13 protein-coding genes are annotated in these 12,789 nt (G+C 71.4%); 5 read left to right on the top strand and 8 right to left on the bottom strand.

The features are described from left to right. The first annotated feature begins 122 nt into the window (after positions 1 to 122). The gene (locus AB0K12_RS40720) at positions 123 to 1,472 is read left to right on the top strand and encodes an LCP family protein (protein ID WP_364573244.1); all 1,350 of its coding nucleotides are present in this window, start codon (positions 123 to 125) and stop codon (positions 1,470 to 1,472) included. Here AB0K12_RS40720 and AB0K12_RS40715 read toward each other — a convergent pair. The 4 genes from AB0K12_RS40715 to AB0K12_RS40700 all read right to left on the bottom strand — a co-directional run bounded on the left by AB0K12_RS40715 (position 1,450) and on the right by AB0K12_RS40700 (position 5,754). Further along, the gene (locus tag AB0K12_RS40715; RefSeq protein WP_364573242.1) at positions 1,450 to 1,797 is read right to left on the bottom strand and encodes a hypothetical protein; all 348 of its coding nucleotides are present in this window, start codon (positions 1,795 to 1,797) and stop codon (positions 1,450 to 1,452) included. The two genes, AB0K12_RS40720 and AB0K12_RS40715, sit on opposite strands and share 23 nt — an antisense overlap. Before the next feature lie 207 nt (positions 1,798 to 2,004). After that, on the bottom strand, positions 2,005 to 3,987 hold the full coding sequence (locus tag AB0K12_RS40710; RefSeq protein ID WP_364573240.1) for a spermidine synthase: 1,983 nt from the start codon (positions 3,985 to 3,987) through the stop codon (positions 2,005 to 2,007). Positions 3,988 to 4,273: 286 nt separating this feature from the next. After that, entirely contained in the window at positions 4,274 to 5,002 is a 729-nt protein-coding gene (locus AB0K12_RS40705; RefSeq protein WP_364573238.1) for an ABC transporter permease, read from the bottom strand. Further along, complete coding sequence (locus AB0K12_RS40700) at positions 4,999 to 5,754, bottom strand: ABC transporter ATP-binding protein (RefSeq protein WP_364573236.1); 756 nt, start codon at positions 5,752 to 5,754, stop codon at positions 4,999 to 5,001. Before AB0K12_RS40700 ends, AB0K12_RS40705 begins: the two co-directional genes overlap by 4 nt. A gap of 54 nt (positions 5,755 to 5,808) precedes the next feature. Between AB0K12_RS40700 and AB0K12_RS40695 the strand changes: the two genes are divergently transcribed. Continuing rightward, positions 5,809 to 6,450 carry a TetR/AcrR family transcriptional regulator gene (locus AB0K12_RS40695; RefSeq protein WP_364573234.1) on the top strand — a complete coding sequence of 214 codons (642 nt, stop codon included), beginning with the start codon at positions 5,809 to 5,811 and terminating at the stop codon, positions 6,448 to 6,450. A 53-nt stretch (positions 6,451 to 6,503) separates the two neighbouring features. Here AB0K12_RS40695 and AB0K12_RS40690 read toward each other — a convergent pair whose 3' ends face one another. Then, entirely contained in the window at positions 6,504 to 6,812 is a 309-nt protein-coding gene (locus AB0K12_RS40690) for a DUF4190 domain-containing protein (RefSeq protein ID WP_364573232.1), read from the bottom strand. Positions 6,813 to 6,928: 116 nt separating this feature from the next. On the opposite strand from AB0K12_RS40690, the gene AB0K12_RS40685 reads away from it, so the two are divergent. Next, a complete protein-coding gene (locus AB0K12_RS40685; RefSeq protein ID WP_364573230.1) occupies positions 6,929 to 7,801 on the top strand; it encodes an ion transporter in 873 nt (290 codons plus the stop codon). A gap of 27 nt (positions 7,802 to 7,828) precedes the next feature. Here AB0K12_RS40685 and rpsD read toward each other — a convergent pair whose 3' ends face one another. Beyond that, positions 7,829 to 8,443, bottom strand: a complete 615-nt coding sequence (rpsD, locus tag AB0K12_RS40680; RefSeq protein WP_345409737.1) for a 30S ribosomal protein S4 — start codon at positions 8,441 to 8,443, stop codon at positions 7,829 to 7,831. A gap of 78 nt (positions 8,444 to 8,521) precedes the next feature. Here rpsD and AB0K12_RS40675 point away from each other — a divergent pair, with 78 nt between their 5' ends. After that, a complete protein-coding gene (locus AB0K12_RS40675; protein WP_364573228.1) occupies positions 8,522 to 9,223 on the top strand; it encodes a DUF2470 domain-containing protein in 702 nt (233 codons plus the stop codon). A gap of 2 nt (positions 9,224 to 9,225) precedes the next feature. On the opposite strand, the gene AB0K12_RS40670 is transcribed toward AB0K12_RS40675, so the two are convergent. Beyond that, a complete protein-coding gene (locus tag AB0K12_RS40670) occupies positions 9,226 to 9,846 on the bottom strand; it encodes a TetR/AcrR family transcriptional regulator (RefSeq protein WP_364573226.1) in 621 nt (206 codons plus the stop codon). 72 nt (positions 9,847 to 9,918) lie between these two features. Here AB0K12_RS40670 and AB0K12_RS40665 point away from each other — a divergent pair, with 72 nt between their 5' ends. Next, entirely contained in the window at positions 9,919 to 11,493 is a 1,575-nt protein-coding gene (locus AB0K12_RS40665) for an ATP-binding cassette domain-containing protein (protein WP_364573224.1), read from the top strand. Here the strand turns inward: AB0K12_RS40665 and AB0K12_RS40660 are convergent, their stop codons facing one another. Beyond that, on the bottom strand, positions 11,494 to 12,705 hold the full coding sequence (locus AB0K12_RS40660; RefSeq protein WP_364573222.1) for an ROK family transcriptional regulator: 1,212 nt from the start codon (positions 12,703 to 12,705) through the stop codon (positions 11,494 to 11,496). Positions 12,706 to 12,789 lie beyond the last annotated feature (84 nt).

Genomic DNA, 12,789 nt, shown 5'->3' with positions numbered 1-12,789 from the left:
GGTCCGCCGCGCCGCGCTTCGCCAAGCCGCTGACCCCCGCCTCCTTCCTCGGCTGGACCGCTCTCTCCGCCATCCTGCCCGGCGCCGCTCACCTGCGGGCCGGGCATCGCCGTACCGGGCTGGTGCTGATCAGCGTGTACGCGGTGCTGCTGCTCGCCCTGCTCGCCTACGGGCTGAGCGTGGCCGGCGACCTGTCGAACGTGGCATTCCTGGCCGACGACGGCGCGATGGGCACGGTGATCGTGCTCGCCGCCGTGTTCGCGCTGGCGTGGTTCGCGCTGCTGGTGACCTCGTACATCGCGCTCGGGCCCAGCCGGCTGCCGCAGCAGGGCCAGGTGCTGACCGGCATCGTGGTGGGCGTGTTGTGCGTGGCGGTGATGTCGCCGTTCGCGCTGACCGCCAACTACGTGGTGGCCGCCCGCGACTCCATCGGGGCCATCTTCCCCTCGCACCCGGACGCCGAGGTGCCCGTCGCCGCCAAGGACCCCGAGAACCCGTGGGGCGACAAGGACCGGGTGAACTTCCTGCTGATCGGCGGTGACGCGGCGGGCAACCGTACCGGCGTGCGTACCGACAGCATGAACGTGGCCAGCGTCGACCTGAAGACCGGCGCCACCGTCCTGTTCAGCCTGCCGCGCAACCTCCAGCACGTCCGCTTCCCCGCCAGCTCGCCGCTGCACAAGCAGTTCCCGAACGGCTTCATGGCCGAGCTGCCGAACGGCGGCCTGCTCAACGAGGTCTGGCAGTACGCCAACGACAACCCGCAGCTCATGGGCGGCCGCAACAAGGGCCCCCGCGCCCTGATGGACGCCATCGGCTACACGCTCGGCCTGAAGATCGACTACTACATGCTGATGAACATGTACGGCTTCGCCGACCTCGTGGACGCCATCGGCGGGCTGAAGATCCGGGTCGAGCAGGACGTCAAGTGGGGCGGCCTGTACGGCACCGCCGGCACCATCAAGGCCGGCTACCGGAAGCTGAGCGGCGAGGAGGCCCTCTGGTACGGCCGCTCGCGCGTCGGCAGCGACGACTTCTCCCGGATGGCCCGCCAGCGCTGCGTCATCGGCGCCTTCGCCCAGCAGGCCACCCCGACCGTGATCCTCACCAGGTTCGAGAAGATCGCCAGCGCGGCCAAGCGGCTGGCGCAGACCAACATCCCGCGCCACCTGGTGCAGCCGCTGGTCGAGCTGGGGCTCAAGGTCAAGAACGCCAAGATCACCAGCCTGCAGTTCGTGCCGCCGGAGTTCTACTCGGGACGTCCCGACTGGGCCAAGATCCGCCAGGCCACCAAGAAGGCGATCACCGACTCGATGCGCCCGGCCCGCCGCGCCCAGACCGCGAACGTCTCCGCCTCCCCCAGCGGCACCCGCCCCAGCCCGACGCGTACGCGCGCCATGTCCCCCACCCAGACCCCCACCAAGAACCCCCAGAAGGGCGCCCAGTCCATCAACGACCTCTGCGGCCTCTGATCCACCACCCCGCCCCTGAAACCGATGGGCGGTGGGTCAGGAGCGGTGTTGTGGGCGTCGCAGTGGTAGTCGTCGAGCCGGCTGTGCTCGGGCGACGGTCGCGCAGGAACTCGGCGCGCAGCGGGCCGGCGGTGGCGACGGGGCCGCTGTAGCGGGCGCTCCCGACCCACGCCCACAGCAGCTGCTGCGCGGCGGGGCTGCGGATGAGCGCGGCCTGGCCGGGCGAGGAGGGGGCGTGGAGTTCGGCGCGCCCGGGAGGCGCCGGGTCGGATCCGGGCCGCTGGGCGAGCTCGACGTTGATTCTCGCCGCCCCTCGTGTCGCCATGGTTCACCCTTTTCTCGCGGGTTCACCCGACGTCACCCCCGATCTTTCAACCTCCGTTTCCGAACGGCCGGATTTCCGTTTCCAGATTCACCTTTCCGGCCGGTCACGGCCAGGCTGATACCTCCGCCTCGCCTCGCATGTCACGCCAGAGCAAGCCATTCCTCCGACCACCGGTCAAGGAAAAGCAGAAACGCTGTCCGGCGATTGTCAGGCGGCGACGGAGTTACGGCGCGGCAGCAGGGCGAGAGCGCCGAGGTAGAGCACGGCGGCCACGATGAGCAGGCCCTTGTAGCCGACGACGAGCGCGACGTATTCGAGGCAGCCGCCGACCATGGCGCCCAGCAGGTTCGCGCCGAAGGAGGTGGTGGCGTCGGCGGTGTCGGCGAAGCGCTTGGCGAAGACCACGTTCGCGGCGAAGATCGGCAGGAACGCCACCGTGACGGCGGCCACCGCGCGCAGCGGCACCGGCAGGGCCAGCAGCCATTCGTTGGGCACCAGCCAGGCCAGCAGCAGGCCGGCGAAGAGCACGGCGTACATGACGGGCAGCGGCGGGGTGCGGAAGCGGCGGGTCACCTCGACGGCGGCGAGCACCGCGACGAGCACGCCGGCGAAGACGATCGCGTTGACCACCCACGTGGTGCCGAACAGCAGCGCGAACCCGGTCACGCTCTTGGTCTCCAGCAGCATGAAGCCGACGCCGAGCAGGAACAGGTCGGCGTACGGCCGCATCCGCCGGTACGGCCCCGCCACGGCGCGCACGGCGAGCATGCTGACGATGAGGATCAGGCCGAGCGTGATGACGTAGATCGGCGGGATCGTGGCGTCCTTGAGGTAGAGGAACGGCCGGTCGTCGCCGGCGGGCTCGGGCGTGCCGGGCGCGGCGCCCGGCCACTCGCTCGCGCAGCGCTGGTCGGCGGCGGTCACCCCGGCGGTGATGACGGCCTGCTGCCCGGCGGTGCTGACGACGTCGACGCACGGCCGGTGGCCGAAGGCCCGCTGCATGGTGGCGGCCAGGCGGTCGACGAGCCAGCTCTCGCGGTAGTAGTTGTACATCGAGAACGTGCCGCCCGGCTTGAGGTGGGCGCGGGCGGCCCGCATGGCCTCTTCGGTGAACAGGTAGCTCTCCAGCCGCAGCGAGCTGGCGCCGGAGACGAGGGTGAGCGAGTCGGGCAGCGCGAAGAGGATCAGGTCGTAGCGGTCGCCGCTGCGCTCCAGGAAGGCGCGGCCGTCGGTGACGTGGGTGGTCACGCGCGGGTCGTCGTAGGGGCGGTCGGGGTGGGTGGAGCCGCCCAGCTCGCGCAGCTTGGGGTCGATCTCGACGGCGTCGACGCGGGTGGCGCCTTTGGACAGCGCGATGGCCACGTCGGTGCCGCTGCCCGCGCCGACGATCAGCACGTCCTTCGGCGGCTTGGTGGTGCGCTCGTACGGGAGCCCGTACTGGGCCTCCCACTGCAGGCGGGCGGCGGCGGGCACGGCCTGCTGGTGGGGGATGCCGTTGACGGCGATGTCGGTGACGGGGATGCCGAGCTGCACGAGCTGCTTGGTGGTGACCTTGTAGTAGGGCGACCAGATGGCGCCGGCGGTGAGCGTCTCGGCCAGCAGCAGCCCGACGACGGCCACGGCGGGCACGACGACGAGGCCCGCGTAGAGGGCGGGCGGCTTGGGCACGAGCAGCACGGCGTAGCAGCCGGCCGCGATCAGCCCCCAGAAGACGGGCGGCGCGCTGACGAACGACAGCAGCGTGAACACCGCGATGCCGGTGAGGCTGCCGATGAGGTCGTAGCGGTAGGCCTCGAGGCGGGGCAGCTCGGGGAAGCACCGGCCGACGAGCTCGGCGGGGCCCATGAGGATGACCGCGGCGGCGCAGAAGATGACCGGCAGGATCGCCCAGGCGGGGGGCCCGCTGGTGGACAGGCTCGTCCAGTAGAGGACGCCCTCGGTGTTCCTGTCCACCGTGACGGGGAAGGCCAGCACGACGATGACCAGCAGGGCGAGCACGACGGGCGAGTAGTAGGGCTGCCGTCGTGATCGGCCGACGCGCAGGAAGCCGAGCCCGATGCCGAGGAAAGAGCCCAGCAGCACGAAATTGGTGAAATAGCTCAGATGGACGATGTTGGAGCCGGTCCACCGGATCAGTGCCAGTTCGAGGAAGAGCATGAAGGCGCTGGCGAGGACGAGCCTCGGCCGCACCGCCAGCCAGTGGGCTTTTTCACCATCGTGAACGGGCTTTTGCGCCTGCAGCGTCATAAGCCCTCACCGTAGTGAACGGACTGGGAACACGGAAGCCTGACGCCGCCGGGGCGATGTCTAGGGATATGACCGGTATGCGGTGTTCGCGCAGGTCAAAAGCCGCGGAATGGCTGGAGTGCTTAAGGGGCGGAGCAGGAATGTTACGGCCTTCGTTTCATTTCACCGCTCGCCCTGAGCCCACCTGCCTTGAGCCCGCCTGCCCTGAGCCCGCCCGCCCTGGGACGGCTCACGCCTGCTCGCGGTTGAACACGCGGGTGCCGATCGTGAGGCTGAAGACGGCGAAGGCGACGGTGACCGCCGCGCCGGCCACCACGGTGCCGGTCAGGTAGTGGCCGTGGAACAGGTCGCGCAGCGCCTCCAGGACGTACCTGAACGGGCTGACGTGCGAGAGCGCGTCGAGCCAGCCTGGCGCCATCGACATCGGCAGGAACGAGCCCGACAGCAGCACCAGCGGCACCACCGCCGTCGTCATGACGGGCGGGAACAGGTGCTCGTCGATGGTCAGCGCGATCGCGTACGAGAGCGCGGCGAGGCTCGCGCCCAGCACCACGACCAGCACGAACGAGCCGAGCACGCCGGCGAGCGGCGCCCGCAGGCCGAAGGCGTAGGCCACGGCGAGCAGCAGCACGGTCTGCAGGACCAGCGTCACCACGTTGTTGAGCACCCGCCCGAGCAGCAGCGCCAGCCGGCTGGCCGGCGTGACGCGCAGCCGTTCGAGCACGCCCCCGCGCTTGTCGAAGACGATCCCGAACCCGGCCATGCCCGCGCTCATCAGCCCGAGCTGCACGATCAGCCCGGGGACCAGCGTCTCCCAGGTGCCGATGGTGACGAAGACGGGCCCGAACAGCACGAGGAACAGCAGCGGCTGGATCGCCCCGATGACGATGCCGATCCGCTGTCCCAGCGTCACGCCCAGCCCGTGGCGGAACAGCACCCAGGTGTCGCGCAGCATCATGCCCCCTGCCCGATCGTCGCGTTCTCCTCGCGCAGCGACCTGCCGGTGATGTCGAGGAAGACGTCGTCCAGCGTGCGGCCGCCGGTCTTGAGCTCGGCGGGCGCGCCCTGGGCGACGATGCGGCCCCGGTCGATGATCATGACGCGGTCGCAGAGCGCGTCGGCCTCGTCCAGGTAGTGGGTGGTCAGGAACACGGTCATGCCCTGCCGGTCGCGCAGGGAGCGGATGTGGTCCCAGAGGTTGGCGCGGCTCTGCGGGTCGAGGCCGGTGGTGGGCTCGTCGAGGAAGAGCAGCACGGGGTCGTGCAGCAGGGCGAAGGCGATGTCGAAGCGGCGGCGCTGGCCGCCGGAGAGGGTGGCGGGGGCCCGGTCGGCGAGCCCGGCCAGGTCGAGCCGCTCCAGCACGCCGGGGATGCGGGCGGCGGCGTCGGCGCGGCTGAGGCCGTAGAGCATGCCCTGCAGCTCCAGCTCGCCCCTGACGGGGGTGACGGGCGGCATGCCGCTGCCCTGGGCGGCGTAGCCGATGCGGCGGCGCACCTCGCGCGGCTCGCGTACGAGGTCGTGGCCGGCCACGGTGGCGGTGCCCGCGGTGGGGCGCAGCAGGGTGGTCAGCATGCGCATGGTCGTGGTCTTGCCGGCGCCGTTGGGGCCGAGGAAGCCGACGATCTCGCCAGGCTGCACGGTCATGTCCACGCCGTCGACGGCGTGGACGCCGTTGTCGAAGGTCTTGCTCAGACTTCTGGTTTCGATCACAAAATTTAAGTAACCACAAATTTGGTGTCACTGCAAACTTGGTACGATGGCGGCATGACGGAAGGGCTGCGGGAGCGGAAGAAGCGCGAGACGCGGGAGCGCATCTCCGACGTCGCGACGGGCCTGTTCATGGCCAGGGGGTTCGACAACGTGACGGTGGCCGAGGTGGCGCGGGCCGCCGACGTCTCGGTCAACACGGTCTTCAACTACTTCAGCACGAAGGAGGACCTGTTCGCCGACCGGCAGGACGCGGTGGTGGAGCTGCCGCCGACGGTGCTGCGCGAGCGGCGGCCGGGCGAGAGCGTCGTACGCGCGTTCCTGCGCGACTACCTCGACGCCATCGGCACCCGCCACTGGCGCCACGGACTCAACGAGGGCGCCGACGTCTTCGCCAAGATCGTCGCGGACAGCCCGGCGCTGACGGCGCGCATGCGGCAGGTGCACGTCGAGCGCGAGGAGGCGCTGGCGCGGGCGCTGGCCGACGAGCTCGACGCCGGCGCCGACGACCTCACGCCCCGCCTGGTGGCGGCGCACCTGCTCGGCACCACGCGCATACTCAGCGAGCGCGCGATGGCCATGATGACGGCGGGCGAGGAGTGGGAGCGCATCGCCCCCATGCTGCGCGAGCAGGCCGAGCTCGCCTTCGGCCTGCTGGAGAAGGGGTTGGAGGCCGTCGGCTCAGGGCCGCGGGAATGACGAGAGCCCGGCGCGGCAGGCGATGGCCTGCGCGGCCGGGCTCCGGATGAACGTCAGTAGCTGCTGAAGCTCGCGACGAGCCCGAGGGTGATGGCGAGGCCGAAGAGCACGACGAGGAGGATGAGCCAGATCGAGCCGATGATGCCGCAGATGCGCCCGGCCTGGATCTGGCCGCGGTTCTCATAGACGTAGCCGCTGGAGTCGATCTCCTTGAGCGCCTTGTTGCCCATCACCCACGCGAACGGGCCCAGGACGCCGCACACCACCAGGCTGAGGATGCCCAGCACGAGGATGGTCGTACCGTTGGGGTGGCTCTGCGGCGGCGGGCCGTAATAGCCGGGGCCGTAATCGCTGTAGGACATGCTGGTAATGGTCCCCTCACGTGGACAAGGTCAGGTGGGTTTATACCACAGTCCTCCTCTTGATCATGTTGCGTCATCATGGTGAGGCACATGTCCACCCTTGAGGAGTCTCCCCCGTGCGTGACAGCATTCGCGCCTTCCTCGCGCACCCCTATTTCCAGCGCTTCATCGTCGGCGTCATCCTGATCAACGCCGCCACCCTGGGTCTGGAGACCGTCCCCGCCGTGGTCGAGAGCTACGGAACGCTGCTGACCGTGGTCGACCACGTCGCGCTCTACATCTTCGCCGCCGAGCTGGCCGGCAAGCTCTACGTCGAACGCACCGCCTTCGCGCGCGACCCCTGGAACATCTTCGACACCGTCATCGTCGCCATCGCCTTCGCCAGCACCAACGGCGGCCTGTCGGTGCTGCGCTCACTGCGCATCCTGCGGGTGCTGCGGCTGCTGTCGGTCGTGCCGAGCCTGCGCCGGGTGGTCTCGGCGCTGCTGCGGGCGATGCCGGGCATGAGCTCGATCGTGGTGCTGCTCTCCCTCGTCCTGTACGTGGCCGCCGTGATGGCCACCAAACTCTACGGAGAGACCGCCCCCGACCGCTTCGGCAGCTTGCCGGACTCGCTGTTCACCCTCTACCAGACGATGACGGGCGACGACTGGGGCAACATCGCCCGCGAGGTGATGACCCGCCACCCCACGGCGTGGATCTTCTTCGCCTCGTTCATCCTGGTGTGCACCTTCGTGGTGCTGAACCTGTTCCTCGCCGTCGTGGTGAGCGCCATGGACGAGGAGAACGCCGAGGAGCGGGCGGCGCTGGAGCACGACGCGGCCGCGCACTCCGAGCGCATCCTGGCCGAGCTGACCGCGCTGCGCCAGGAGGTCGCGCAGCTGCGGGCGCTCCAGACGGCGGTGCCGGCGGGCGCCGCGCCACCCAGGCGCGACGGCGGCCAGAACGGCAACGGCAACGGCCACCGCACCAGGAAGGGCCGCCGGTGACGCCGGCGGCCCTCGCGTGGAGCCCGGTCAGCGGGAGTAGAACTCCACCACGAGCTGCTCGTCCACGGGAACCGCGATCTGCTCGCGCTCCGGCCGGTGGGTGAGGGTGAAGCGCAGGTCGGGCAGCTCGACCGACAGGTACGCGGCGGTGCGCTCGTCGGCGTACACGCCTTCGGCGGCGGCCACGAAGGGCTGCATCCTGCGGGAGCGCTCGCGTACCGAGACGACCTGGCCGGGCTTGACCAGGTAGCTGGGGATGTCCACCTTGCGGCCGTCGACCGCGATGTGCCCGTGGGCGATGTACTGGCGGGCCGCGTAGATCGACGGGGCCAGGCCCGCGCGCAGCACGAGCGAGGCGAGGCGGCTCTCCAGCAGCGTCACCAGCTCGGTGCCCGACGCGCCCGGCTTGCGCACGGCGAGGTCCCAGTAGCGGCGGAGCTGGCGCTCCGAGACGTCGTAGTACCAGCGCAGCTTCTGCTTCTCCATCAGCCGCAGCCCGTAGTCGCCGGTGGTGCGGCGGTTGGTCTTGCGGCCGTGCTCGCCCGGCGGGTAGGGGCGCTGCTCGAAGTAGCGGACGGCTTTCCTGGTCAGCGGGACGCCCGCGCGACGCGACAGTCGCACCTTCGGGCCGGTGTAGCGCACGTTCACCTCAATGTGGTTAGGTAGTCCTTACTTAGGTAAGGCTAACCTATAGACGCTGCCGCCCTCAAGGAGACGCCCATGCTCCCGATCCCCGAGCGGGTCCGCACCCTCGCCGCGACCTCGAACGTCGCCAAGCTGTCCGTGGACGGCGCCCCCTCGCCGGCGCGCGGCGGCGTGGACGAGCGCGGGCGTCCGGTGCTGCTGGTGCTGCCCGGCGAGACGCTGCACGGGGTGCGGGAGGACGCCGTCGCCGCGGTGGACCTGACGGCGATGCGGCAGCTCGGCACGGCGACGCATCCGCGCGGCCTGATCGAGGTGCAGGGGTGGGCGGAGCCGGTGCCGCGGGACGAGGCCCGCGCGGCGGCGATCGCCGTCGCGGCGCACTGCCCGGATGAGAACCTGTTCGACGCGCTCGAACGCTTCGGCGCGCCCGACGCGCCCCGGCTGCTGCGCCTCGACGTGGGCCAGGTCGTCTACCTGACCGGGCAGGAGTCGGGGCTGCTCGACGCCGACGACTACCTGGGGGCCGCGCCCGACCCGCTCACCGACGTCGCCGAGCGGGTGCTCGCCCACGTCAACTCCGCGCACCGGGCCCAGCTCGCCGCGGGCGTGTCCGGCCGGCTCGGCGAGCCCGCCGGGGACGTGTGGCTGTGGGAGCTGGACAGCCACGGCGCGACCGTACGGGCGGACGAGTCGCTGATCCGCTTCCCCTGGCCGACGCCCGCGCGCTCCGGGATGTGCCTGGAGACCGCGCTGCGCGGCCTGCTCTGCACCTGCTGACATCAGGACATGCCGGCGAGCAGGTAGCCGAGACCCTCCTCGAACGTCGCGTCCCAGTCGTGCTCCAGGCCGTGCGCGGCCAGGGCGGGATAGTCGCCGGCCCGCTCGCGCAGGTAGCCGCCGGTGTCGGCGTCACTCTGCGCCCAGGTCACCTGCATGATGACCGACCCCATCACGTAGTTGGACAGGCTGTACGCGGCCGTCGTCGGCGCGGCGAACCCGGCCGCGATCAGCGTCTCGTACAGGAACTCCGTGCGCGAGAGCGCGTTCGGCCCGAGCAGCGGGCGGTCGAGCAGCGTGGCCGACCACGGATGCCGCAGCAGCGCCGCCCGCCAGCCGCCCATGAGCGCGCGCACCCGCGCCCGCCAGCCCTCCCCCGCGTCGCCGTCAGGCAGGCCGACCTCGCCGAAGACCGCGTCCATGGCGAGGTCGAGGACGTCGTCCTTGGTCTTGACGTGCCAGTAGAGGGTGGTCGAGCCGGTGCCCAGGCGTTCGGCGAGCCGGCGCATGGTGAGGCGGGCGACGCCCTCCTCGTCCAGCAGGGCGAGCGCCTCCGCCACGATCCTGTCGAGCGTGAGCCGCGGTTTGGGCTCCGTCCTGCGGCGTGACCACACGGTGTCCATCCGGCGATATTACGTTGTACGAGAACCGGATCGTTGGTCTAGTAGAGGAACAACGATCGAGCGGGAGGTCTCGTGGGGCACGTGGACGTGAGCGGGGTGACGTACCTGCTGCCCGATGGGCGGCCGCTGCTGCTGGAGGTGTCGTTCAAGGCCGGGCCGGGCGTCAAGGCGGCGCTGGTGGGGCCGAACGGGGCCGGCAAGAGCACCCTGCTGCGGCTGATCGCCGGCGAGCTGACGCCCGCCGATGGCCGGGTGACGACCGGCGGCGGGGTGGGCGTGATGCGGCAGTTCCTAGGTTCGGGCACGGTACGCGACCTGCTGCTCGGCGTCGCGCCGCAGCGCGTCCGTGCGGCGGTCGCCGCCGTCGAGGAGGCCGAGGCGGCGCTGGCCGCGCACGACGACGAGCCGCACCAGCTCGCCTACGCCCAGGCCGTCGCCGACCACGCCGAGGCGGGCGGCTACGACCTCGAAGTGGTGTGGGACGTGTGCACGACCGAGGCGCTCGGCCTCCCGTACGACGAGGTGAAGGGGCGGAGCCTGGCCACGCTGTCCGGCGGCGAGCAGAAGCGGCTGATGCTGGAGGCACTGCTGCGCGGCCCCGACGAGGTGCTGCTGCTCGACGAGCCGGACAACTTCCTCGACGTGCGGGGCAAGCAGTGGCTCGAACGCGCGATCAGCGCATCGGGCAAGACCGTGCTGCTCGTCTCGCACGACCGGCGGCTGCTGGCCGAGACCGCCGACCGGATCGTCACCGTCGAGGGGCGCACGGTGTGGGTGCACGGCGGCGGGTTCGCCGGCTACGCCGAGGCCCGCGCGCGGCGCAGAGAGCGCCTGGAGGAGCGCCGGCAGCGCTGGGAGGAGGAGCGCGACCGGCTGCGGCGGCTGGTGCACACCCTGCGGCAGCGCTCGGCGCACAACGACGCGCTGGCCGGGGCGTACAAGTCGGCGGTGACCCGGCTTGAGCGCTTCGAACGCGAGGGGCCGCCGCAGCGGGCGCCGAAGGAGCAGAACGTCCGCATGCGGCTGCGCGGCGGGCGCACCGGCAAGCGCGCGGTGGTGTGCGAGGAGCTGGAGCTGACCGGGCTGCTGCGGCCGTTCTCGACGGAGATCCACTACGGCGAGCGGGTCGGTGTGCTCGGGATGAACGGCACCGGCAAGTCCCACTTCCTGCGCCTGCTCGCCGGCGAGCCGATCGCGCACACGGGCGTGGCCCGCCTGGGCGCGCGGGTGCGTCCCGGCGCGTTCGCCCAGACGCATCTGCGGCCCGACCTGCGCGGGCGCCCGGCGGCCGAGGTGGTCATGGCCGCCCGCCCGATGACGAGGAACGAGGCCATGGCCGCCCTCGCCAGGTACGAGCTGGCGCCGGCCGGCGCTCAGCCCTTCGAGACGCTGTCGGGCGGCCAGCAGGCCAGGCTGCAGATCCTGCTGCTGGAGCTGTCGGGCGCGACGCTGCTGCTGCTCGACGAGCCGACCGACAACCTCGACCTGCACAGCGCGGAGGCGTTGCAGCGCGGCCTCGCCGGGTTCGAGGGGACGGTGCTGACCGTCACGCACGACCGCTGGTTCGCCGACGACCTCGACCGGTATCTGATCTTCGGCGCGGACGGCCTCGTACGGGAGAGCGCCGAGCCTCGCTGGGACGTGTGATCAGCCGGCGGTCGCGGTGGCGCGGTCGCGGCGCAGGGAGGTGAGCGTCATGGTCTCGTCCACGGCCTCGGGCGAGAGCACGTGGTCGAGCACCATCACCGCGCACCCGCCGATGCCGGCCCCGGCGCCGAGCCTGCTGGGCTCGATGCGCAGGCGGCGGGTGGCGAGGGCGGTGGAGCGGCGGTAGACGACCTCGCGGATGCTGGACACCAGGGGCCCGAACGCCTCCGCGACGTCGCCGCCGAGCACCACGACCGACGGGTTGAGTATGTTGACCGCGCCCGCCAGGACCTCGCCGATGCGCCGGCCCGCCTCGCGCACGGTGGCCATGGTCTCGGCGTCGCCGGCCCGCACCAGCGCCGTGACGTCGGCGATGGTCGCGACGTCCTTGCCGATGGCGCGCAGGTCGCGCAGCAGGGCGGTGCCGCTGGCGACGGAGTCGACGCAGTCGTGGTTGCCGCAGCGGCACAGCACGCCGCCCCCGTCGATCACCGGGATGTGGCCGATCTCGCCGGCCGCGCCGAGCGCGCCGCGCAGGATGCCGCCGCCGGCGATCACGCCCGCGCCGATCCTGGTGGAGATCTTGACGAACATCAGGTCGTCGAGGTCGGGGTAGACGCCGCGGTGCTCGCCGATGGCCAGCACGTTCACGTCGTTGTCCACGAGCACGGGCACGGGGAAGCGCTCGCGGATGATCGGCGGGATGACCACGCCGGTCCACGAGGCCATGACGCGGGCGCTCTCGGTGCGGCCCTGCGCGAACTCGACGGTGGCGGGCACGCCCATGCCGACGCCGCGGATCATCGAGCGCGGCCGGTCACCGAGCAGGTCGTCCCAGGTGTCCATGAGCAGCGGCAGCACGGTGTCGGGCCCCTGCTCGACGTCCATGGCGAACTCGCGCCCGGCCAGCTCCTCGCCGGCGAGGTCGCAGACGGCGACCCTGGTGCGGCTGGCGCCGAGCGCCGCCACCAGCACGACGCCGCCCGAGGCGTTGAACTCCAGCCGGACCGGCGGGCGCCCGCCGGTGGAGGGGGCGTCGGTGCGCTCGACGACGAGGCCGCGTTCGAGCAGCTCGCCGACGCGCAACTGCACCGCGGGCCGCGACAGGCCGGTCACCCTGCCGAGGTCGGCCCGTGTCACGGCCTCTCCGGTGCGGATGAGGCGGAGCACCTCGCCGCTCGTGGCGAGGGCGGAGGCGGTACGTCGAGGCATCGCCCAAGTGAACCACACAGGGTTCTGTCATGAGAAGTCTCTACTTTTTTATCTCAAATGCCAAAACTCCGCTTGTGTACGACC

The sequence above is a fragment of the Nonomuraea sp. NPDC049419 genome, from assembly GCF_040676995.1.
GTDB lineage: Bacteria > Actinomycetota > Actinomycetes > Streptosporangiales > Streptosporangiaceae > Nonomuraea > Nonomuraea salmonea.
The sequence above is the reverse complement of the archived record's forward strand: the minus strand, read 5'-3'. Positions and strand labels throughout refer to the sequence as shown.